The sequence below is a fragment of the Mesorhizobium sp. LNJC394B00 genome (assembly GCF_000502555.1).
Classification (GTDB): Bacteria; Pseudomonadota; Alphaproteobacteria; order Rhizobiales; family Rhizobiaceae; genus Mesorhizobium.
This window is the reverse complement of the sequence record NZ_AYWH01000002.1, coordinates 595,900-618,385: the sequence shown is the minus strand read 5'-3', so window position 1 is coordinate 618,385 and position 22,486 is coordinate 595,900. Positions and strand designations below refer to the sequence as shown.

At 63.5% G+C, this 22,486-nt stretch carries 16 protein-coding genes; 3 read left to right on the top strand and 13 right to left on the bottom strand.

The features are described 5' to 3' along the window. Window positions 1-4 precede the first annotated feature (4 nt). Both X751_RS156230 and X751_RS156235 read right to left on the bottom strand, forming a co-directional pair. Window positions 5-3,364 (bottom strand): transglutaminase family protein, encoded by a 3,360-nt coding sequence (locus X751_RS156230; RefSeq protein ID WP_023744239.1) that lies wholly within the window; start codon window positions 3,362-3,364, stop codon window positions 5-7. Window positions 3,365-3,612: 248 nt separating this feature from the next. Continuing rightward, entirely contained in the window at window positions 3,613-4,809 is a 1,197-nt protein-coding gene (locus X751_RS156235) for an acyl-CoA dehydrogenase (protein WP_023699743.1), read from the bottom strand. 105 nt (window positions 4,810-4,914) lie between these two features. Between X751_RS156235 and X751_RS156240 the strand changes: the two genes are divergently transcribed. After that, window positions 4,915-5,826: a LysR family transcriptional regulator gene (locus X751_RS156240; protein WP_023686321.1), complete on the top strand. Its 912-nt coding sequence runs from the start codon at window positions 4,915-4,917 to the stop codon at window positions 5,824-5,826. Window positions 5,827-5,837: 11 nt separating this feature from the next. Here X751_RS156240 and X751_RS1000000166835 read toward each other — a convergent pair whose 3' ends face one another. The 9 genes from X751_RS1000000166835 to X751_RS156280 form a co-directional block, all read right to left on the bottom strand. Continuing rightward, window positions 5,838-6,020 carry a hypothetical protein gene (locus X751_RS1000000166835; RefSeq protein WP_023820690.1) on the bottom strand — a complete coding sequence of 61 codons (183 nt, stop codon included), beginning with the start codon at window positions 6,018-6,020 and terminating at the stop codon, window positions 5,838-5,840. A gap of 65 nt (window positions 6,021-6,085) precedes the next feature. Further along, the gene (locus tag X751_RS156245) at window positions 6,086-8,407 is read right to left on the bottom strand and encodes a Tex family protein (RefSeq protein WP_023744238.1); all 2,322 of its coding nucleotides are present in this window, start codon (window positions 8,405-8,407) and stop codon (window positions 6,086-6,088) included. Window positions 8,408-8,521: 114 nt separating this feature from the next. Then, the gene (locus tag X751_RS156250) at window positions 8,522-9,703 is read right to left on the bottom strand and encodes a serine hydrolase (protein WP_023744237.1); all 1,182 of its coding nucleotides are present in this window, start codon (window positions 9,701-9,703) and stop codon (window positions 8,522-8,524) included. 32 nt (window positions 9,704-9,735) lie between these two features. Beyond that, window positions 9,736-10,932, bottom strand: a complete 1,197-nt coding sequence (locus tag X751_RS156255; RefSeq protein WP_023710982.1) for a serine hydrolase — start codon at window positions 10,930-10,932, stop codon at window positions 9,736-9,738. 62 nt (window positions 10,933-10,994) lie between these two features. Next, a complete protein-coding gene (locus X751_RS156260) occupies window positions 10,995-12,029 on the bottom strand; it encodes an extracellular solute-binding protein (RefSeq protein ID WP_023671767.1) in 1,035 nt (344 codons plus the stop codon). Window positions 12,030-12,052: 23 nt separating this feature from the next. Beyond that, on the bottom strand, window positions 12,053-12,853 hold the full coding sequence (locus tag X751_RS156265) for an ABC transporter permease (protein WP_023671766.1): 801 nt from the start codon (window positions 12,851-12,853) through the stop codon (window positions 12,053-12,055). Beyond that, window positions 12,846-13,766 (bottom strand): ABC transporter permease, encoded by a 921-nt coding sequence (locus X751_RS156270; protein ID WP_023683466.1) that lies wholly within the window; start codon window positions 13,764-13,766, stop codon window positions 12,846-12,848. The genes X751_RS156265 and X751_RS156270 overlap by 8 nt, the downstream gene beginning before the upstream one ends. Before the next feature lie 2 nt (window positions 13,767-13,768). Beyond that, window positions 13,769-14,869 carry an ABC transporter ATP-binding protein gene (locus X751_RS156275; RefSeq protein WP_023683467.1) on the bottom strand — a complete coding sequence of 367 codons (1,101 nt, stop codon included), beginning with the start codon at window positions 14,867-14,869 and terminating at the stop codon, window positions 13,769-13,771. 156 nt (window positions 14,870-15,025) lie between these two features. Continuing rightward, window positions 15,026-16,705, bottom strand: a complete 1,680-nt coding sequence (locus X751_RS156280; protein WP_023744236.1) for an amidohydrolase — start codon at window positions 16,703-16,705, stop codon at window positions 15,026-15,028. Between the two features lie 277 nt (window positions 16,706-16,982). Between X751_RS156280 and X751_RS156285 the strand changes: the two genes are divergently transcribed. After that, a complete protein-coding gene (locus X751_RS156285) occupies window positions 16,983-17,636 on the top strand; it encodes a TetR/AcrR family transcriptional regulator (protein WP_023686329.1) in 654 nt (217 codons plus the stop codon). Window positions 17,637-17,660: 24 nt separating this feature from the next. After that, window positions 17,661-18,692 carry a histone deacetylase family protein gene (locus X751_RS156290; RefSeq protein WP_023725145.1) on the top strand — a complete coding sequence of 344 codons (1,032 nt, stop codon included), beginning with the start codon at window positions 17,661-17,663 and terminating at the stop codon, window positions 18,690-18,692. Window positions 18,693-18,779: 87 nt separating this feature from the next. Here the strand turns inward: X751_RS156290 and X751_RS156295 are convergent, their stop codons facing one another. Both X751_RS156295 and X751_RS156300 read right to left on the bottom strand, forming a co-directional pair. Beyond that, entirely contained in the window at window positions 18,780-19,973 is a 1,194-nt protein-coding gene (locus X751_RS156295) for a TMEM43 family protein (RefSeq protein WP_023744235.1), read from the bottom strand. A 60-nt stretch (window positions 19,974-20,033) separates the two neighbouring features. After that, entirely contained in the window at window positions 20,034-22,382 is a 2,349-nt protein-coding gene (locus X751_RS156300) for an insulinase family protein (protein WP_280806704.1), read from the bottom strand. Window positions 22,383-22,486: the final 104 nt, after the last annotated feature.

Below are 22,486 nucleotides of genomic sequence, written 5' to 3'. Positions count from 1 at the left end.
CTGATCAGACTCTTGCTGGCCGCCTGAGGTCAAGGGTCATGGGGAAGTCTTCAGAGGCTTCTTCATTGCGCAGCACATAGGCCGACGGCGTATGGCCGCGCGGCTCGAAGCGGGCGAGACGCCTCGCCTCGGCCTCATTGCCGTTGACCGGGAACGTGTCGTAGCTGCGCCCACCTGGATGCGCGACATGGTAGACGCAGCCGCCCACCGCCCGCCCCGACCAACGGTCGTAGATGTCGAAGACCAAAGGCGTGTTGACCGGCAGCGCCGGATGCAGGCCCGACGAAGGCTGCCAGGCCTTGAAGCGCACACCGGCCACCGCGACCTCGCGATTGTCGGTGACCTTCATCGGCACGATTCGGCCATTGCAGACAATGGCATGACGTTCCGGGTTGAGGCCTTCGGTCCTGACCTGCAGCCGTTCGACCGAGGAATCGACGAAGCGCACGGTGCCGCCGATGGCGCCTTGCTCACCCATCACATGCCACGGCTCCAGCGCCTGCCGCAGTTCCAGCTTGATGCCGGCATGCTGGACTTCGCCGCAGAACGGAAAGCGGAACTCCAGCTGGGCATCGAACCATTCCGGCCGGAATTCGAAACCGTTGAGCTTGAGGTCGTCGAGCATGTCGAGGAAATCCGCCCAGACATAATGCGGCAGCATGAAACGGTCATGGAGCGAGGTGCCCCAGCGCACGAAGCGGCCATCAAGCGGGTTGTTCCACGCACGGGCGATGATGGCGCGTACCAGCAATTGCTGCGCCAGCGACATGCGCGCATTGGGCGGCATCTCGAAACCGCGGAACTCGACAAGCCCAAGCCGGCCGGTCGGGCCATCGGGCGAAAACAGCTTGTCGATGCAGATTTCCGAGCGGTGCGTATTGCCGGTGACATCGGTCAACAGGTTGCGAAACAGTCGGTCGACCAGCCAAGGCTGCGGTGGGTTGCCCTGGCCCGGGTGCGGCACCTGCGCCATCGCGATCTCGAGTTCGTAAAGCGAATCGTGCCGCGCCTCGTCGAAGCGCGGCGCCTGGCTGGTCGGGCCGATGAACAGGCCGGAGAATAGATAGGACAGCGACGGGCGCCGCTGCCATTGCAGCACCAGGCTCTTCAACAGATCGGGCCGGCGCAGGAACGGGCTGTCATTGGGCGTCGCGCCGCCGACGACGACATGGTTGCCCCCGCCGGTACCGGTGTGGCGGCCGTCGATCATGAACTTGTCGGCGCCAAGCCGCGTCTGCCGTGCTTCCTCGTAGATCGCCGTCGTCGTCGCCACGCAGTCCTGCCAGTTGGCAGCCGGATGGATGTTGACCTCGATGACGCCGGGATCGGGTGCCACCCTGATGACGTTGAGGCGCGGATCGTGCGGCGGTCCATAGCCTTCGATATGCACGGGAAGGCCGATCGCCTTGGCCGCGTTTTCGGCGGCTGCGACGAGTTCGAGATAGTCTTCCAGCGCCTCGACCGGCGGCATGAACACGCACAGCCGCCCGTCGCGTGGCTCGACCGAAAGTGCTGTACGCACCGCGCCGCCGATCTCGGTGATCTCCTGTTCGACCCTATCCTGCTGGCCGGTCGTCGCCGTGAAAGAAATCGCCTGCTGGCGTCGTGCCATCTCGTCGGCGCCTTCCAGCTCGGCCGGAGCCGGTTCTGGCAGTATGGCTTCCCGCGCCGGCAGCGGTCCACGCGGCAGCGACGGATCGACCGGCACAATATAGGGGAACTGCGCCGGCGGCACATAGGGCAGCGTGCCCAGCGGCAGGCGGTAACCGACAGGGGAATCGCCCGGCACCAGGAACAGCCGCCCGCGCCGGGTCTTCCACTTCTCCGAGCGCCAGCGCGGGTCCGAAGCCTGGCTGTTCCAGCGCTGCACCGGCAGCACGTAGCCCGACGGCTTGGTCAGCCCGCGCTCGAACACTTTCGCCATGCGGCTGCGCTCTTCCGGGTCTTCCAGCTTGGAGTTGGACGGATCGACATTGTCGGGCAGCTTGCCTTCTTTCAGCAGCCATTCGGCCGGGTCCTCATAGGCCTCGCTGACCATCGCCTTGTCGATGCCGAGTTCGCCGGCGATTGCCGTCAGCAAGCTCTCGGCCTGCTGCGGCCCCACCTTTGCGTCGCTCTTTTCGCGTGCGATCAGCGACGGATCGCTCCACACCGGCTGGCCGTCGGTGCGCCAATAGAGCGAAAAGGTCCAGCGCGGCAGGCTTTCGCCCGGATACCATTTGCCCTGGCCGTAGTGGAGGAAGCCGCCCGGCGCGAAGCGTTCGCGCAATTTACGGATCAGCGCATCGGCCTTTTCGCGCTTGGTCGGGCCGACGGCGGCGGTGTTCCACTCGGCGGACTCGAAATCGTCGATGGAGACAAAGGTCGGCTCGCCGCCCATGGTCAGCCTGACGTCGCCCGCTTGAAGTGCGGCGTCGACCTTGTTGCCCAGCGCATCCAGCGCCTGCCAGCTTTCGTCCGAGAATGGCTTGGTGATGCGCGGATGTTCGGCGATGCGGTCGACACGCATGTCGAAGCCGAATTCGACATTGGCGAAGCTCGCCATGCCGGAAATGGGTGCGGCGTTGCGGAAATGCGGCGTGGCCGCCAGCGGCACATGGCTTTCGCCGGTGAGCAGGCCGGACGTCGGATCGAAGCCGATCCAGCCGGCGCCCGGCAGATAGACCTCGCACCAGGCGTGCAGGTCGGTGAAGTCGACGGCGGTTCCGGCGGGGCCATCGAGCGCGACCAGATCGGGCTTCAGCTGGATCAGATAGCCGGAGACGAAACGCGCGGCGAGGCCGAGATTCCTGAGGATTTGCACCAGCAGCCAGCTCGAATCCCGGCACGATCCCTTTTTCGCGGCCAGCGTTTCCTCCGGCGAGAACACGCCGGTTTCCATCCGCACGATATAAGCGATCTCCCGCTGCAGCCGCGCATTGAGGTCGACGACGAAATTGACGGTGTTGGTGGCGCTACGGTCGATGGTTGCGAGGAAAGCAGACAGCAGCGGCCCTGCCGGCTCCGGCGTGCGGTAGATGGCGAGATCGTCCCTGATGTCTTCGGGGTACTCGAACGGGAAGGTCTCGGCCGATGGCTCGACGAAGAAATCGAACGGATTGTAGACCGTCATGTCGGCGACGAGGTCGACCTCGATCTTCAATTCCGTCACCGGTTCCGGGAAGACGAAGCGGGCCAGGAAATTGCCGTAGGGGTCCTGCTGCAGATTGACGAAGTGGTTCGCCGGCCCGACCTTCAGCGAATGGCTGAGCACCTTGGTGCGGGAATGCGGTGCCGGCTGCAGCCTGATGACCTGGGGCCCGAGAACCACCGGCCGGTCGTATTTGTAATGGGTCAGGTGGTAGACGGCTGCCAGTATTGCCATGGGGCCCCGGAGATCGGCGTTTCTTCAGCCGAACCCTGACACATCTATTGGCCATTCTCCAAGCAGAGATGTTGCGCTGCACCTAAATTAAGCAGCCGAAGTCGGCTACGCTGTGTCGAGATTCAGGTCAGGCCGAGTCGAAAATGGCTGATACCGAGAACCGGAGCAGAGCGTACTTTTGGTACGCGAGCACCGGAAGCGCAGGTATCGGCCATTTGCAGGCCGGCCTCACTTGAATTCGGCACAGCTTAGAAAAACGCCTGTATCCCCGTCTGAGCCCTGCCAAGGATCAGCGCATGCACGTCATGCGTGCCTTCATAGGTGTTGACCGTCTCCAGGTTCTGCGCGTGGCGCATGACGTGGTAGCCGATCTGGATGCCGTTGCCGCCATGCATGTCGCGGGCCTGGCGCGCGATGTCGAGCGCCTTGCCGCAATTGTTGCGCTTGACGATCGAGATCATTTCCGGGGCCATCTTGCCTTCATCCATCAGCCGCCCGACGCGCAGCGAGCCCTGCAAGCCGAGCGCAATCTCGGTCTGCATGTCGGCGAGCTTTTTCTGGAACAGCTGCGTGCCGGCGAGCGGCTTGCCGAACTGCTTGCGGTCGAGTCCATACTGCCGGGCCCGGTGCCAGCAATCCTCGGCGGCGCCCATCGCGCCCCAGGAAATGCCGTAGCGGGCCCGGTTGAGGCAGCCGAATGGGCCGCCGAGGCCCCTGGCGTTGGGCAGCAGCGCGTCTTCGCCGACTTCGACGCCTTCCATCACCACCTCGCCGGTGATCGAGGCCCTAAGGCTGAGCTTGCCGCCGATCTTCGGCGCCGACAGCCCCTTCATGCCCTTCTCCAGCACGAAACCGCGGATTTCGTCCTTGCCGTTGTCGCCCTTCAGCTTCGCCCAGACCACGAACACGTCGGCGATCGGCGCGTTGGATATCCACATTTTCGAGCCGGAAATCTTGTAGCCGTTCGCCGTCTTCTCGGCCCGCGTCTTCATGCCGCCCGGATCGGAACCGGCATCCGGCTCGGTCAGGCCGAAACAGCCGATCCATTCGCCCGAAGCCAGCTTCGGCAGGTACCTCTTGCGCTGTTCTTCCGAGCCATAGGCATGGATGGGGTACATCACCAGCGACGATTGCACCGACATCATCGACCGGTAGCCGGAATCGACCCGCTCGACCTCGCGCGCCACCAACCCGTAGGTGACGTAATTGGCGCCGAGCCCGCCATATTCCTCGGGAATGGTGATGCCGAGCAGGCCGGCCTCGCCCATCTCGCGAAAAATGCCGGCGTCGGTCTTTTCCTCGAGATAGGCCTCCTCGATGCGCGGCGCGAGCTTGTCGGCGGCAAAGGCGGCCGCGCCATCGCGCACCATACGCTCATCCTCGGAAAGCTGGTTCTCGATCAGGAAGGGGTCTTCCCAGACGAACGCGTTCTTGTCGGCGGCCATGGCTTCGCCCTCTCCCAAATCTTGAAGTGCTCGGGCTTATCCACCTCCGCTTCGGAAAAATCAAACAAAATTGCATCACAGATCAATGAGGTTTAGTAATGGATCATGAACGTCCAACGCCGGCTTTTACCCAGCACCAGCGCCCTTGCCGCCTTCGAGGCCGTGGCCCGCCTTGGCTCCTTCACCGCTGCCGCCCAGGAACTCGATTTGACCCAAGGGGCCGTCAGCCGCCAGATAGCCCTTCTGGAGGAACAGTTCGGCCGCCGGCTGTTCGAGCGCGACAGCCGCAATGTTCGGCTGTCCACGGCGGGCGAAATCTATGCCGAAGCCGTGCGGGCGGCACTCGGGCAATTGCGCGACGCCGCGCTCGGATTGATGAGCAATCGGCATAGCGGCATGCTGAACCTCGCCATACTGCCGACCTTCGGCACGCGCTGGCTGATGCCTCTGATCCCGGATTTCGTCGCAGAAAACCCTGACATCACCATCAACTTTGTCACCCGCATCGGCCGCTTCGACTTCGCCCGCGAGCGGCTCGACGCCGCCATCCATCATGGCCAGCCCGACTGGCCGGACGCCGATTCCACATTGTTGATGCGCGAAACCGTGATGCCGGTGGTTTCGCCCGACTTCCTTGCCAGCCGCGATATCACCACTGCGGCCGACATCAGCCGCCTGCCGCTGCTGCACATGGCGACGCGTCCCGGGGCCTGGGGCGAATGGTTCGAGGAACAGGGCTTGAGCGCACCGATCGGACCCGGCATGCAGTTCGAGCAATTCGGCACCGTTGCCCAAGCCTGCATGGCGGGGCTTGGCGTCGCGCTCCTGCCGCAAGTTCTTATCGCCGGCGAATTGCAGCGCGGTCAGCTCGTGCCGGCGCCGGGACAGCCGATGCAAAGCCGCAGCGCCTACTACCTCGTCGTCCCGAACGACAAGCGCGGCCACCCGCCCGTCGTCAGCTTTCGCGACTGGCTGCTGGGCCAGGTTGAGAAGGAACCGGCCGTTCTGGCCTGGTAGCTACTTCCGCTTCATCGGCACGGTTTCCGGCTGGAAGCGCAGCGTTTTTGCGACTTGCGTTCGGCAACTTTCGCATCGAGCTTGCTTTTGATCCGGGCGAAAGCCTGGTCTCCATCGACCGAACTGCCACTCGCCATGCCCTCGTCCCAAAGACGCCCCAACTCTTGGACACTCACTTTCTCGAAACTTGCCATATCGCGCGTATCTCCACACAAGGATGGTAGATAACGCTCTAGCGATTGCAAGGAACCATTCGAGGCTACTTCCGCTTCAAGGCATCGGCCAGTGCTGCGCCAAACGCGCCTTGCTGTGCCGGTCGTTCCGGCTGACGCTGCGGCATCGGCGAAGGTTGCGCCGGCTTGCCGCCGCCATTGTCGCGCGGCCCCTTCGGCGTCCCGCCCTCGCCGCCGTCCTTGCGCATGGACAGCGCGATGCGCTTGCGCTTGATGTCGACATCGACGACCCGCACCTTCACCACGTCGCCGGCCTTCACCACCTCATGCGCGTCCTTGATGAAACGATCGGCCAGTTGCGAGACATGCACCAGCCCGTCCTGGTGCACGCCGATATCGACGAAGGCGCCGAAGGCAGCGACATTGGTGACGGTGCCTTCCAGAAGCATGCCGGGCTTCAGATCCTTGATGTCGTCGATGCCATCGGCAAAGGTTGCGGTCTTGAAGCCGGGGCGCGGGTCGCGGCCGGGCTTTTCCAGCTCGGCAATGATGTCGCGCACCGTCGGCAGGCCGAACCGTTCGTCGACGAAGACGCGCGGATCGAGCGCCTTGAGCGCGGCACTGTCTCCCATCAGCGAGCGCACATCGCGACCGCAGGCGGCGACGATCTTCTTGGCCACGCCATAGGCTTCCGGATGGACCGACGAGGCGTCGAGCGGCTCGCTGCCATTGGCAATGCGCAGGAAGCCTGCGGACTGTTCGAACGCGCGCGGTCCGAGCCGCGCTACCTTGAGCAGCTCCTTGCGGCTGGCGAACGGCCCGGTCGCATCGCGATGCGCGACAATGGCGTCGGCAAGCGAAGCGCCTAGGCCTGACACGCGGGCCAAGAGCGGCGCCGAGGCGGTGTTGAGATCGACACCGACGGCATTGACCGCGTCCTCCACCACCGCTTCCAGCGAACGGCCGAGCCGATACTGGTCGACGTCATGCTGGTACTGGCCGACGCCGATCGATTTCGGTTCGATCTTGACCAGTTCGGCGAGCGGATCCTGCAGCCGCCTGGCTATGGACACCGCACCGCGCAGCGACACGTCGAGCCCGGGAAACTCAGCCGCCGCTGTCGCCGAGGCCGAATAGACCGAGGCGCCGGCCTCGCTGACGATCACCTTGAGCGGCTTTGGCCTACCATCCGAAGGCATGTCGGACAGCATGTCGGCGACCAGCTTTTCAGTCTCGCGGCTGCCGGTGCCGTTGCCGATCGAGATCAGCTCGACCTTATGCTGGCGGATGAGTGCTGCGAGCTGGGCCTGTGTGCCGCGCACATCGTTCCGCGGCGGAAATGGATAGACGGTCGTCGTCGTCAGCACCTTGCCGGTGCCATCTACCACCGCGACCTTGACGCCGGTGCGGATGCCGGGATCGAGCCCCATGGTCGGCCGCGAGCCGGCGGGTGCCGCCAGAAGCAAATCCTTGAGGTTGCGTGCAAAGACATGGATCGCCTCTTCCTCCGCCCGCTCGCGCAGGTCGCGCATCAAATCGAGCGTCAGGTGCAGCGAAAGCTTGATCCGCCAGGTCCAGCCGGCGACTTCCATCAGCCAGCGGTCGCCCGGCAGGCTGCCGCCGATGGCGTAGGCATTGGCGATCATCCGCTCGACCGGCTTCACCGGCGAGGCATCGTCGGCATCGACCTCGATGTCTAGCGACAACACCTCTTCGTTGCGGCCGCGCAGCATGGCCAGCGCGCGGTGGCTCGGAACATTTGCCCAACGCTCGACATGCTCGAAATAGTCGGAGAATTTCGCCCCGGCCTCCTGCTTACCGTCGACGACACGGGCACGCATGAAAGCGCGCTCCTTCATGTAGGTGCGAAGCTTGCCGACCAGATCGGCATTTTCCGCGAACTGTTCCGACAGGATGTCGCGTGCGCCTTCCAGTGCGGCCTTGGCGTCGGTCACATCCTCGGTCACATAAGCCAGCGCCGCCTCGGCGGGCACCAACGACCGGTTGGCCAAAATAGCCTCCGCCAATGGCGCCAGCCCGCGCTCCCGGGCGATCTCGGCCTTGGTGCGCCGCTTGGGCTTGTAGGGCAGGTAGATGTCTTCCAGTTCAGCCTTGGTGGCGGCAGCCACAATTTTGGCCTCAAGTTCTTCGGTCAGCTTGCCCTGCTCGCGGATCGAACTGAGAATGGTATCGCGGCGCGCATCGAGTTCGCGCAGATAGGCCAATCGCTCGGCAAGGTCGCGCAATTGGGTGTCGTCGAGCCCGCCGGTGACCTCCTTGCGGTAGCGCGCCACGAACGGCACCGTCGCGCCCTCATCGAGCAGCCCTATAGCTGCTGATGCCTGCTCCGGCCGCGCCCCGATCTCTGCCGCGATGATGGATGCGATGCGTTTGCTGTCTGCTGCCATGCTGGTCCCTGTCGCAAAGAGCGGCGACCATAGGCGCTGATGTCCGTCACGCCAACCGCAGTGTTCTCAAGCGTCAAAGAGGTCCACAGGAAAGCGCCTTGCTTTGGCTCGTCCTCAGACCATCCCGCTCAGCGCCTCGAAAAAGGCAACGATCTCGCGTTCGAGCGGATAATCTTCAGGCACCGGCTGCGACCCCATTTTTGCAATCACCACTTCCGTCTTCGGGTTGACGTAGAGCCATTGGCCGTGGATGCCGATGCCGCAGAAGGCGCCGTTTGCCGCCCCCGTCTGGTACCATTTGTTACGGTAGCGGCCCTTCGGGAACAGATGCACCATTGTGCCGCGCTGCCAGGCCTCCGCGCTGCCGCCGGCAACGGTCGTATCGCGCACCCAGCCTTCCGGCACGATGCCGCGGCCATTGGCCGTGCCGCCCTGCCGCATCATCTCGCCGATACGCGCCAGGTCGCGCGGCGTCACCGAAATGCCGCCGGCGGTGCGCGCCGTACCTTCCATGTCGACGCCGATCGAAGCCTCGCTGACTGCACCCAGCGGTAGCCACAGTTTCTCGCGCATCAGGTCCGGGAAGCGCTGGCCGGAAGCTCGTTCGAGCAGCAGGCCGAGCAGATCGGAATTGGGCGAACGGTAGCGGAAGGTTTTGCCGTGCGGTTCTTCGAGCCGCTGCAAGGTCAGAATGAATTCGCGCAAGCTTTCAGTGCCGCCGCCCGGATTCCACAGCGTCGCGCGGCGGTAACGGGCAAAGGCGCTTTCGGGATCGAGATAGGCCTCCTCGAAATCGAGGCTGACGCTCATATCGAGCACATGCCGGCAGCTTGCATCGGCATAGGCCGAGCCGGCGGCTTCCGGAATGTACTGGGTCACCGGCGCTTCCGGGTCGAACACGCCCTCGCCTTCCAGTATTCCGGCGATGATCGCGGTGACCGATTTGCTGATCGAAAAGATGATGTGACGGGCACCGAAATCCATATTGGGCGCGAACCAGTCGCCGATGACCTTGCCAGCCTTCATCACCGTCAGCGCGTCGCTGCTCGAACGTGTGAGGAATTCGGCCACCGTCTCCGGCGCGCCGGCGACGGGGACGTTTTCGCCGAGCAGGCCGCTCAGGTCCCGCACCGGTGCCTCGACGCTTCCCGGCGTCGCCGCCACGGGGGCGGTAGGCACCAGCTCGCCAAGGTTCTGGAACGACCAGCGGTTGAACGGGCTTTCGCGCCAGTTGGAGAGCAGCACCTCATTGCGGGCGAAGCCGTAGCGGGTCTCGAACGCGGTCTTGCCGGTCATGAACGTTTCCTCAGAGGGTGATTTGTTGTGGGTCAACCAAGCGCCATGGCGATGGTGTGCACCGCCTTCAGCGTTGCCACCGAATAGGCGACATTGCTGAAATCCGGATAGGTCGAAAGCTTGACCACGACCATGCCGGTGTCCCAGTCGATATGGATCATCTGCCCGAACACGCCCCGGCACATCAGCGCGCGTGAGCGCGGGTTTTCGATCCAGAACTGGTTGCGATAGCTGCCTTCGGGCAGGCTCGGATTGAAGTCCGGCCCATGCCTGCCGTTGCGCGTCGCCTCGACCCAGTCGGCCGGCACGATGCCGCGGCCCTTGTCGAGGATCAGCTGGCCGAAGCGGGCGTAATCGCGCAGCGTCGCGTTGAAGCCGCCATCGGCCAGCGCATAGCCGGCGCTGTCGACCGTGAAGCAAGCGCTTTCGTCGGCGCCGAGCTTTTGCCACAGCTCCTCGGACACCAGCTGCGCCAGCCGTTTACCGGTGACCCGCTCCATGATGAAGGCAAGCACGTCGGTCTCGATCGAGCGGTACTCGAACGCGGCGCCATGCGGCCGCACCTTGTCCTTCAGCTGCAGGATCAACTCGAACAGATGCGGCGGCCATTGGAAATCCGGATCGCTGTCCGGCGGCACCGGCTTCCAGCCCGTGGCGACATCAACCTGGCCGATGTCGGAGTAACGGTCGGTGTATTCCTCGGAAAAGCGCACGCCGGTGGTCATATCGAGCACATGCTGCACGCTGGCGCCGTCCCAGCCGGTCGCGCCGAGCTCCGGCAGATAGGCGGTCACCGGTTTGGCCGGGTCGATCAAGCCGCGCCCAACCAGAATACCGAACACGGTGCCTGTTACCGACTTCGCCATCGACTGCGACAGATGCAGCGTGCGCTCGGCCATGCCGTTGAAATAGCGCTCATAGGCGACCTTGCCGTCTTTGAGCACCAGGAAGCCGTCCGTGTAGGTCTCGTCGAGCAGGCCAACGAGCGTCGTCGGACGGCCCTTGCTGTCTTCCACCGGCAGCGCGTCGAGATCGGTCTCTGCGCGCTCAAGACGATGGCGATGGCCGTTACCGCGCCAGACCTCGATGGTCGGCAGGAATTCGCGGATGTGTTGGAAGGCCCAGCGATTCCATGGCGGCCGGTCCCAGTCGAGCTTCGGCAGCACCATTTGAGGCGGCGAGCCCTGCATGATCGACGGCCGCGGATCGCTGTTGCGATAGGAGTCCATGAAAGCCATTCCGGAAAAGAAAAGACCCGGCGGCGCATGCCGCCGGGTCTGTCAGACTGCGGTTATTTCTGCAGTTCGGTCCAGATCTTGGTGTAGATGTCCTGGATCTCAGGCGCGCACATCTTCTGGAATTCGCCTTGTGCCTTCGCAGCCTCCGGAATGACGACTTCCGGGGCATCCTTCATATCGGCCGGCATGTACTTGTCCGAGCCGGTAATGGCGTTTGCGTAGCGATGGAAGGCCGAGAGGCCGGCCGCGTTTTCCGGATCCATGATGAAGTTCTGGAACAGCTTGGCGTTCTCGACATTTTTGGCTTCCTTGAGAACGACGACGTTATCGCTCCACAGGCCGTAGCCTTCCTTCGGATAATTGTAATGGATGGCCGGATTGGCCAGCCGCTGACGCAGCGCCGAACCGTTCCAGTCGCTGGTCGCCTTGAAGTCGCCGGCGCCCATCTTTTCGATGGTGTTGTATTCCATGGCGATCCAGTTCGGCTTGGCCGCGACAAGCGTGTCGCGCACCTTCTTCAGCACCGTCTTGTCGTCGGTGCACTGCTGGCCGCCGACATATTTGATCGCCGCGAAGATAACGTCATTCATCTCGGGAACGACATTGGTCTTGCCCTTCAGCTCGTCCGGCGTGTTGAAGATGATGCCCCAGCTGTCGGCTGGTCCCTTGTAGGCATCGGTGTTGACGACGACGCCGACAGTGCCCAGCGCCCACGGCACGGAATATTTGCGGCCGGGGTCGAAGTCTGGATTGGCCCATTCCGGCGCCACGTTCTTGAAGTTCTCCATCTTGCCCGGATCGGTCTCCTGCACGAGGCCCTCCTTGATCCAGATCGGCACGTAGGTTTGCGACGGAACGGCGATGTCGAAGCCGGTGCCGCCCTGGCGTACCTTGGCGAGCGCCGTATCGTTGGAATCGTAATCGGTGATCGTCACCTTGACGTTGTATTTGGCTTCGAACTTTTTGATCACATCGGGGCTGGTATAGTTGCCCCAATTGTAAATGTTCAGCTCGCCATCGGCGCGGGCCAGGCTCGTCGTTGCGAGCAGCGCCAACCCGATGGCGGCTGTCGTTGTTTTCCAGTTCATGGTTTTAGCTCCCATTTGTCGGTTCAGTCTCTTTTCCTGCTGACGAAGAAAAACAACGTGACGATCGCGACCGAAAGCAGCAGGAAGGCGGTCGATATCGCGTTGATCTCAGGCGTGATGCCGCGGCGGATCTGGCCGAGCATGTAGGTGGGCAGCGTATCCTGGCCGCCCGATTTGACAAACTCGGTGATGACGACGTCATCGAGCGAGATGACGAAGGCCAGCATCAGTCCGGCCAGTATGCCGGGCCACAAAAGCGGCAGCGTGATGCGGCGGAAGGTCTTCCAAGGCGTCGCGTACAGATCGGCGGCCGCGCGCTCCAGCGTCAGGTCCATGTTTTCCAGCCGCGCCCGGATCGGCAGATAGGCGAACGGGATGCAGAACGCCGTGTGCGCGGCGATCAGATAGCCAATGCCGGAATAGCCGGTGAAGATCTTGATGCGCGAGAAGAAGATCAGCAGCGCCACGCCGGTGACGATCTCGGGTACCATCAGCGGCTGGTTGATCGCCGCATATTTGAAGGTGAGGCCCGGATAGGACGCGGTGCGCGTGGTGGCGAGCGCGGCCATGGTGGCAAAGATTGTCGACAGCACCGCAGCGACGGCGCCGATCTGGAACGAGCGTAGCGTCGCGTCGATAACTTGCACGTTCTGCCAAGCCGACTGGAACCAGCGCATCGAAAAGCCGCCCCATTCGGACGTCGAGTTCGCCGCGTTGAAGGCATAGGCGACCAGCACGATGATCGGCAGATAGAGCACGATAAAACAGGTCGCAGCGATCACCGTGAAGCCGGTCTGGTGCTTGATGGAAAAGTTCTTAGCCATGCCGCGCCCCCGACTTGCCGGCATTGCGCACATAGGCAAGCAGCGCCACCATGACGATGATCATCACCGTGATCGACAGCGCCGAGCCGAGCGGCCAGTTGCGGCCTTGGCCGAACTGCAATTCGATCAGGTTGGACAGCATCATATTCTTGCCGCCGCCAAGCACGCTCGGCGTCACATAGGCGCCAAGGGCTGGAATGAAGACCAGGATGGAGCCGGCAATGACGCCGGGTTTGACCAGCGGGAAAATGATCTTCCGCAATACATTGAAACGGGTCGCGTAGAGGTCGTAGCCCGCCTCGACGAGGCGAAAATCAAGCTTCTCCATGCTGGCATAGATCGGCAGCACCATCAGCGGCAGATAGACATAGGCCATGCCGATCAGAATCGCCGTGTCGGTGAAGAGAATCTGCACCGGCGCTGAGACGATACCAAGCTTCATAAGGATGGTGTTGATGATGCCTTCGTTGCGGATGATCTGCAGCACGGCGAAGGTGCGGATCAGAAGGTTGGTCCAGAACGGAATGGTGATCAGGAACAGCCAGAGATCCCTGGTTTTCTCGCTGCGCGTCGCCATGAAATAGGCGGTTGGAAACCCCAACGCCAAAGTGGCGATCGTCGTTATCACCGCCAGCTTGATCGAGCGCCAGAAGATGGTGACATGCGCTGCCGCAAGCGAAAGCGTATCGTCGAAAATGTCGCGTTCCATGAACACCGACAGCCAGGCATCGGGCGAAAACTGCCACTTCACATCGCCATAGGGGCCAGGCGTCAGGAACGAGTAGATCAGCACGATCAGCAAGGGGCCGGTCGCGGCGAGGAAGATCACCAGCAAGGCTGGCGCTGACAGCAGCCAGCGGTCGCGCACATCGCGCCGCTCCGCTGCCTTGGCGACTTGTTCCGCGGTCGCCATGATCAGTCCTTCAGCACTTGCGCGGCGTCGTTGCCGATCATGATGCCGATCTGGCCGCCCTGCACGAAGCCGTCACCGGCGCCGCGGCTGTTCTGACGCCGCACGATGAACGGCTCGCCACCGGCAAGGCGCAGATGGAAGTGCGTGTCGGTGCCGAGATAGACGATGTTTTCGACGGTGCCGGACAGCGAAGCGATCGGGCTGGCCGTGCCCAACTGCGCATGCTCTGGACGCACGACGATGGTGACCTTGCCGCTGGGGCTGAAGCCTTCCGGCAGCGAGGCTGGGATTTCCACACCAGACGGCAGCTTCACCGTCGCCCGGCCACCAGTCGCGCTAACCACATCCGCCTTGAGGAAGTTCGACTCGCCGATGAAGTCGGCGACGAAACGCTCGGCCGGCCGGTCGTAGATGTCGCGCGGCGAGCCGACCTGCAGGATTTTGCCCGACGACATCACCGCGATGCGGTCCGACATGGTCAGCGCTTCCTCCTGGTCGTGGGTGACGAAGATGAAGGTAATGCCCGTCTCGTGCTGCAGCCGCTTCAATTCGATCTGCATTTCCTTGCGCAGCTTGTAGTCGAGCGCCGAGAGCGGTTCGTCGAGCAGGAGCACCTTGGGCTGCGGCGCCAGCGCCCGGGCGAGCGCCACGCGCTGCTGCTGGCCGCCGGAGATCTGGCTGGTTCGGCGACCCGCCAGCGCCTCCATCTTCACCAGTTTCAGCATCTCGGCGACGCGCGCCTTGATCTCGGCCTTCGGCTTGCCCAGCATTTCCAGGCCAAAGCCGATATTGTCGGCGACCGTCATATGCGGGAACAGCGCGTAGGATTGGAAGACGGTGTTGACCGGCCGCTTGAAGGGCGGCAACGGCGCGATGTCCTGACCGTAGAGGAGGATTTCGCCGGCGGTTGGAAAGTCGAAGCCGGCAATCAGCCGCAGCAACGTGGTCTTGCCGCAGCCGGATGGTCCCAGCAGGGTGAAGAACTCATTCTCGCGGATGGATACCGAGACCGTATCGAGGGCAGCGACCTGCCCCTCACCCGATCCGAAAATTTTACTGACGTTTACGACTTCAATTGCATTCCGATCCGGTTTTTCCGGCACGATACGCCTCACTGTTGACCCCGCTCTTGCTGGCGGAGTTTTTCCCCTGTTCGATGTGACCACACGGCCGGTAGGTTGGCAAGTCCGGCATTGAATCACAGTTCAGTCGGTCATTTCGTCTTGCAAGCGGCAAGCTGTGCAAGCCGCATGCCATTGTCAGGCCTGGTAGGTGACCTTGCCACCGCAGACCGTCGTCACCGGTCGCAGCTTGTGCAGATCGGCGGGCGCCGTCTTCTCGATATCGGCCGACAAAACCACCAGATCCGCCATGTAGCCGGGTTTCAGAACGCCTTTGCGATGCTCGGCGAATTCGGCATAGGCGCCCTCGACCGTGTAGGCGGCAATCGCTTCCTGCAGCGAGAAACTCTGGTCAGGATCGCCTTCTGCCCATGGTTTGCGCTGCACTGCCGCCTGAATGCTCAGGATCGGGTCGATCGCCGCCACCGGCCAGTCCGAGGCGAACACGACATGGGCGCCGGCGCTTTTCAGGGTGCGCCAGGCATAGCTCAGCGGCCAGCGGGCCGGTCCGATGCGTGACACCGTCGGCTCCAGTGGAAAATCCATGGCGCCGGGCGGATGCGACGGCTGCATCGAGGCGATGACGCCGAGTTCGGCAAAACGCGGCACGTCGGCTGCTGTGGTGACCTCGATGTGCTCAACCCTGTGCCGGCTGTCGCGCTTGCCATTGAGCTTCTGCGCTGCCTCGTAACCGTCGAGCACTGCGCGCACCGCGCCGTCACCGATCGAGTGCACCGCGATCTGCAGCCCGCGTTTGTCGATAGCCACGGCGAGATCGATAAATTGCTGCGGCGTGAACAGCGGCTCGCCGACCCAGTCGGGACGATCCGCATAGGGTTCGACCATAACAGCGGTCCAGGAATCGAGCACGCCGTCATAGAACACCTTGACCATGCCCGATGACAGCCACTCACTGTGGTAGCGCTCGGCCATGACGGACGCCTTCTCGAGCATGTCGAGTGTCATGAAATTCTTGTAGTGGAACGGGATCTTGACGCGGCAGGGCAATCCCTCCTCGGCCTCGATCTCGGAAAGCAGTTCGAGCTGGTAGAGATTGCCGTCCATGTTCTGGATCGAGGTGATGCCGTGGCGCGCGGACCATGCAAGCCCGCGCCGCATGATGTCACGGTCAGCGGCCCGCTCGGCGGCCGACGGCATTGGGTCGGGCTCACCGCCGGTCGACAGCCCCAGCCGCACCCGGCTTTCGCCGGCAAGGTCGAGCACCGGACCGAAGGCCTCGCCCTCGCGCAATTCGCCCGCGGCCAGGCCGTCGCCACCCATCACGATCTCGTTGCCCGGACCGAGCGTGCGTCCCTTCAGGATGCCGGCTATCTCCAACGCCTTGGTGTTGGCCCACATCGTATGGTGGTCGGGCGCTGCCATGCAGAAGGGGCGGTCGGGCAGGATGGCGTCGAGATGATGGCGTGTCACCCGCTCGTCGCCGAGCACGGTGTAGTCGACGCCCTGGCCCACAAGCATTTTCGCCTCGGGCCGCGTCGTTGCGTAGTCGCGGATGGCGCTTTGAAGCGCCTCGAAGCCATGGATACCGCCGAGTTGAAGATGCGCGAGCTCGGCCCCTCCCGAGAACAGATGCATGTGGGCTTCGATGAAACCGGGCAGGACCGAACCGCCCTTGGCGTCGATCACCTCTGTGGTCGTTCCCTTGAGTTTTTCGATGGCGGCGTGGTTGCCTATGGCGATGATGGCGCCGTCCTTGACGGCAATCGCATCGGCGGCGGGATTGTCATCGTCCATGGTCCGCACGCGACCATTGATGACGATCAGATCAGCATTTTGACCCGCACCCGTGACAGACATCGCGACTCCGCGCTTTTGACGACTGGCTGAGACCGACAACCCTCTTGTCCGACAAGCTGCCACTCCGCTGGAGCGGCGTTATCGGACGAAAACTGATGCCAGTGCGCTGTTTCGAAATTCCCCTTGTGATCTCTCAAAACAGCGTGGATAAAAGAATGCGACTAATTATTCGCGTTTGTCAACGTGCCGAATTTCGAATGTATTGTGGACAACACACCACGCCAATGTTGAGACCGGGACCTGTGTTGAAACCGGCAGGGAACGAAGGCATCAATCCGTGAAGCGCAGTCTCAGCCGCGAAACCAGGATGGCGCTCGAACCGCGCAAGCAGCCGCGGCAGGAACGGTCGAGCAAGGTGGTCGACCGGATACTCGACGCGGCTTTGATCCTGACGCGGGAGCAGGGAACCAAGACGCCGACGACGCTCGCCATTGCCCGGCGCGCGGGCCTGTCGGTCGGTTCGGTCTACCAGTACTTTCCCAACAAGGAAGCCATTCTCCTCGACCTCGCCCGGCGCTGGCTGTCGTCGTTTCCCGAGGTGATCGCCAGGCGCATCGAGGTCACCCCACCCACCAACCGCGACGAGTTTCGGCAGGAGGTGCGCAAGCTCTTCATCGATACCTCCAGAATATATCTCGAAAACGCCACCCTGATGCCGGTGATCGAGGCGATATCCGGCAATGCCGACCTCAGGCCGATCCAGGACGAATATGACGAGCAGATCATCGCGCTTTACGCCGCGTGGCTGCAGCATGTGAACCCGGCCCTTGAAGACAAGATCGCCAGCCGGCTCGGCGTGCTGATGATGGATGTCGGGCACGCCTGCCGGCTTGTGGGGTTGAAGCGGGATCGCAAGACATACGACCTCATCGAGGACGATGTGGAAAGAATGTGGCTCGCTTTGGTCACCCCCTATCTCAACCTTGACTGATTTCGCTATTTCGAGAGGAAATTCATGAAGACTGTCTATTCGCCGCTTCATACCGGCCATGCCGGCCAGATGGAACTGGTCACGTCGGCAATCGTGCCGGGTTTCGAAAAGCCGTCGCGGGCCGAGTTCATCAAGGCGCGGGTCGAGAGCGAGAAGCTGGGGCCGATCATCGGACCGGTCGAGCACGATCTCACAGCCGCCAAGCGCATCCACAAGGCCGACTATATCGACTTCCTGCCGACCGTCTGGCCGGCGTGGAAGGCCGCCGGCTTCGAGGGCACGGCGATGCCCTTCACCTGGCCGACGCGCGGCCTGCGCGGCGACGTGCCACCCAAGCGCGTCGACGCCTTGCTCGGCTACTATTCCTTCGACGCCGGCGCCACCTTCGTCGAAGGCACATGGACCGCGATCAAATCGTCCTACGACGTGGCGCTGACGGCGGCGGCCTTGGTCAAGGGTGGCGAGCGGTCGGCCTTCGCGCTCTGCCGCCCGCCCGGCCATCACGCCGGTGCCGGGTTCATGGGCGGCTACTGCTACATCAACAATGCCGCGGTCGCCGCGCAGTGGTTCCTCGATCAGGGCGCAAAACGCGTCTCGATCCTCGACGTCGACTATCACCACGGCAATGGCACGCAGGAGATCTTCTATGAACGCGCCGACGTGCAGGTTCTCAACCTGCATGGCGATCCCATGGTGGAGTATCCGTTCTTCCTCGGCCATGCCGATGAACGCGGCGCCAGCGCCGGCGAAGGTTTCAACGTCAATTATCCCATGCCCTTCGGCACCAATTGGGACGCCTGGAACGCCTCGCTGGAGGATGCCTGCGCCAAGCTCGCCGCCTACGCCCCCGATATCGTCATCGTGTCGCTCGGCGTCGACACCTTCGAGAAGGACCCGATCAGCCAGTTCAAGCTGAAAAGCCCGGACTATCCGAAGATCGGCCATCGCATCGCCAAGCTCGGCCTGCCGACGCTGTTCGTGATGGAAGGCGGCTACGCCGTCGAGGAGATCGGCATCAACGCCGTCGGCGTGCTCACCGGCTTCGAGGACAAATAGGAAAGCAATTCCAGGATAAGTGTGAGGCGGTTTTCCGGCCGGAATTGCGCCAAGGAGATATGGGGCGGCTCCGGCCGCCCCGACCATCTAGGCGGCCGCAGCCGGGTTGGGTGCAACCACCGGAACGGCTGGCCTTCGCAACCGGCCGATGCGGTAGACAATCACCGCCGCAATCACGCCTGTCGCCAGGATGGCCACCGCCAGCAACGGCCGGTACCAGAACCAGGCAATCGCAATCGTCACCGTGCCGACCAGGATCGCCAGGACGAAGGCGATAATGCCGGTACCCATCCGCGCCATGCTGCCGAGGAAGGGTATGACATCGAGGATCACCCCGATCGGGCTGAGGAACAGCGCAAAGCCTATGGTCAGCAACAGCAAGCCGGCGCCGCGCAGCAGCCAGGTGATCAGCGTGTTGGCGCTGACGGCGTCGGCGAACATCTTTTCGGCCGGGACGTTGCCGGTGTCGACCATCAGCAGCGCATCGCCGGCTTGCGTCTGGTAGGGCTCGAAGCGGCTGTCGGCCTGGCGCGCGATGATGCTGATCACGCCCAGCGGCGCCAGTTCGTAGCCGATGCGATAGTCGCCCAAAGCGGGCGTCGTGTTGTCATTGCCGAGAAAAATCTTGCCATCGACGATGCTGAGCGGTTTCGTTCCGGTATAGGCAGCCTTTATCGCCGCCGACTGGTCGGCTGAGAGCGAATAGTCCTTGTCACCCTCGATACGGTCCAGCACTGGCGTATCGAGATCGAAGGCGACAAGCTTGCCCTCAGGAATCTGGAAGGTCCGGCCGTGGATTTCCATCGGCGGATTCTGGTGGCCGTCCGGCTTCTTGAAGTCCGACGAGTCGATCTGGCTGTCGTCCCACACCTTGGAATAGCTGTAGGTGGTCACCGTCTCTTCGCCACCGCCGAGCTTCTTGGTCGTCTCCGACTTGGACTCTTCCTTCCACTGATACATCTCGACACTGCGCGACAGCCGCAGCCCTTGCGTGGCGATGCCGAAATCCGGATCCGCCAGGCCGCTGTCCGCCGTCACCAGTCCGCTGACATGAACCAGCTTGCCGTCATTGGCGGTATCGACGCTGTCGGCGCCGACCGAAACCACCGCTCCAGAACCTTCGGCCAGCGAGCGCGCCGTCTGCACGGCGCGGCCTTCGTTCCAGAACAGCCCGATCACCATCAGCACGATCAGGATAAGGCCGAAGATGACCCCGCCGACCGCGCGCTTGATCCGCCCGAACCACGAGACGGACGTTACTTCCCGAAATGAATCGCTCATCGTTTCCCCGAAACAAAGTTGCCCAAGATTTAAACGCGGCCGGCGGCCGCCTCGTATCGATCAGTCGGCGTGGATCTGCGCGCCGCAATCCCTGTCGCCGGCGCAGGCGTGCACCGCGCGTGTCGTGCCGCCATCGCCAACCCGCCACGGCGAGGCAGACAGCGGCGCCTGGCGATTGCCCCCGAGAAGATCGAGCGCCCGCATCGCCGTGTCTTCGCCAGCCTCGTCACGCTTGACGATCTCGACGTCCTTGAGGCCGATCGCGGCAAGCTGCGGCATCACCACATCGGGGTCGCCCGCCACCACGATCAGCGACGGATCGAGCGACGCCAGGGCCAGCGCCTGTTTCTGAACCGCATCGAGCGTCAGCTTTGTGCGCGCCGCCATGCGGGTTTGCTGGTCCTCCAGCGTCGATCCGCTGCCGACCGCGCCAATCAGCGAGGAGAACAGACCAGCCGACGTCTCGGCCGATCCAGCCAGCGCCCGGCGATAGACGGTCACCGTGCGGTCGACCTCGTCCTGCGCTACCGGCAAGGTTGTCAGGCCGGCAAATCCTTTCAGGATTTCGGTAATCGCCGGCCCGGTGTTGGCGCGCTCGACGGTGGTTGCCACGACCAATCCCGAGCCGGCCTTCATCGGGCTCATCAGATAGCTCGACACGCCATAGGAGTAGCCCTTCTCCTCGCGGATCACCGAATTCAGCCGGCTGGAGAAATCGGCGCCAAGCAGGTTGGAGACCGCGGTCGATTCAGCGCGCTCGCTCTCGTCGGTGCCGGGCGCCGGCCGCGCCACGAACAGCGCCGACTGGCTGGCGCCGGGTTCGGGCACCAGCAGCACTTTCTGTCCCCCGTTGAAATGCGCCGCCGGCGACGGCTCGACGGCATAGCCGGCGGTGTCGCTTGTCCACGCGCCAAATGCTTTTTCAAGGCTGGCGGCGACGGTCGCGACCGGCATCGGGCCGACGCTGTAGAAGGTCACCGCCTTCGGCGTGAACTCCGCCTTGAATGCGTCCCTCGCCTCGTCGAGCGAGATCGAGGCCAGCGCCTTTGCCGACCAGTCCACCGCTGCCTTGCCCGGCACCTGCGGGATCAGCGTCGCCTTTGCCATGCGGCCGGCAACGCCGGGCAGATCCGCCTCGCGGCCGTTTAGCCAGTCGACCGTCTGCGCCATCAGCACCGTCCATTCGGTCTTGTCGAAACGAGGCTTCAGTACCGCGTCGGCGAGCAGCCCAATACCCTGGTCGAGCTTTTCCGGCGGCACGCCAAGCGTCATCATCGTGGCCAGCGTTCCGGCCTGGTGGCTGACGCCGGCGCCGATGTCGCTGGCCGCCTTGGCGAAATCAGCCGAGCCGCGATCGGCGGCCCCGCGTGTCGCCATGCTTGCTGCAAGCTCCAGCAATCCCTCCTTGCCTTCCGGCACGCTGTTCCAGCCGCCGGCGGCACTGGCCGCGACATAGACCATCGGCGCTTCCGGCATTGTGTAGTGGACGAGTTTGATGCCATTCGAGAGCGTCGCCGTTTCCATGGCGGGCAGTGTTGCCGAAGGCGCTTGCCCGGCCGCATGCTTCGGAATGTCGATCGCCGCTCGCTCCGGCGCGGTGAACGGCTGCGGTGTGCCGGACGAGCCGATCAGTGCATCGGGATAGCCGCCGCGCGGGCCGGGCTTCAGCACCAGCACGCTGGCGTCTTCCGGTTTCAACAGCCGCTTCATCGTTGCCTCGAGATCCGCCACGCTGGCGTCCTTCACCCGCGGGTCGTCGACCAGCGCGCTCTGCGCATCGCCGAGCACGTCGGCATTGTAGGAGACGACGCCGGCGCGATCCTTCAATGCTTCGCTGCCGAGCCGCGCTGCCTGCAAGATGCCGGTGCGCGCACGCTCGACATCGACCGGATCGAGCGGGGTCTTCAGGAAATCCGCAAACGCCGTTTTCATCGCGCTTTCCAGCGCTTCCGGCGCCACATCTTCGGCGGCACCCGCCTCGAAGGTAAAGCGGCCACCGAGCAGACCGCCGGTCCAGCTCGCGCTGGCATAGGTGGCAATGCCCAACTGCGAAACCAGCCGGTTGCGCAAAAAACCATATTCGCCGTTGCCGAGCAGTTCGGCGGCAATGCTGAGCGCACCATTGTCGGGCGACTGCGCCACCGGGCCACTGAAGCCGACCACAACGATGGGGCTTGGCACGCGATCCTCGAGCACCAGCTTGAGCCGGGCCTGCGTCGGTTCCGGCACGGCGGGCCGCGCCACATCGGCGCCGCGCGCCACGCGGCCGAACGTGTCGGCAATCAGCGCCTTGGTGTCGTCGATCTCCAAGTCGCCGACCAGCACCAACACCGCATTGTTGGGCAGATAGTAGCTGTTGAAGAAACCCCTGACATCGTCGAGCGTCGCCGCATCGAGATCGNTCGAGATCGGCGACCGAGCCGATGACCATGCGGCTATAGGGATGCGGCTTCGGGAACAGCCCGGACCAGAAAGCTTCCCAGCCGGATGCGCCGGCCTTGTCGAGCACGTTC

Bases quoted from the DNA above. Each gene is read 5' to 3' on its own strand.
- X751_RS156230 (WP_023744239.1), bottom strand. From the start codon at position 3,364: ATGGCAATACTGGCAGCCGTCTACCACCTGACCCATTACAAATACGAC.
- X751_RS156235 (WP_023699743.1), bottom strand. From the start codon at position 4,809: ATGGCCGCCGACAAGAACGCGTTCGTCTGGGAAGACCCCTTCCTGATC.
- X751_RS156240 (WP_023686321.1), top strand. From the start codon at position 4,915: ATGAACGTCCAACGCCGGCTTTTACCCAGCACCAGCGCCCTTGCCGCC.
- X751_RS1000000166835 (WP_023820690.1), bottom strand. From the start codon at position 6,020: ATGGCAAGTTTCGAGAAAGTGAGTGTCCAAGAGTTGGGGCGTCTTTGG.
- X751_RS156245 (WP_023744238.1), bottom strand. From the start codon at position 8,407: ATGGCAGCAGACAGCAAACGCATCGCATCCATCATCGCGGCAGAGATC.
- X751_RS156250 (WP_023744237.1), bottom strand. From the start codon at position 9,703: ATGACCGGCAAGACCGCGTTCGAGACCCGCTACGGCTTCGCCCGCAAT.
- X751_RS156255 (WP_023710982.1), bottom strand. From the start codon at position 10,932: ATGGACTCCTATCGCAACAGCGATCCGCGGCCGTCGATCATGCAGGGC.
- X751_RS156260 (WP_023671767.1), bottom strand. From the start codon at position 12,029: ATGAACTGGAAAACAACGACAGCCGCCATCGGGTTGGCGCTGCTCGCA.
- X751_RS156265 (WP_023671766.1), bottom strand. From the start codon at position 12,853: ATGGCTAAGAACTTTTCCATCAAGCACCAGACCGGCTTCACGGTGATC.
- X751_RS156270 (WP_023683466.1), bottom strand. From the start codon at position 13,766: ATGGCGACCGCGGAACAAGTCGCCAAGGCAGCGGAGCGGCGCGATGTG.
- X751_RS156280 (WP_023744236.1), bottom strand. From the start codon at position 16,705: ATGTCTGTCACGGGTGCGGGTCAAAATGCTGATCTGATCGTCATCAAT.
- X751_RS156290 (WP_023725145.1), top strand. From the start codon at position 17,661: ATGAAGACTGTCTATTCGCCGCTTCATACCGGCCATGCCGGCCAGATG.
- X751_RS156295 (WP_023744235.1), bottom strand. From the start codon at position 19,973: ATGAGCGATTCATTTCGGGAAGTAACGTCCGTCTCGTGGTTCGGGCGG.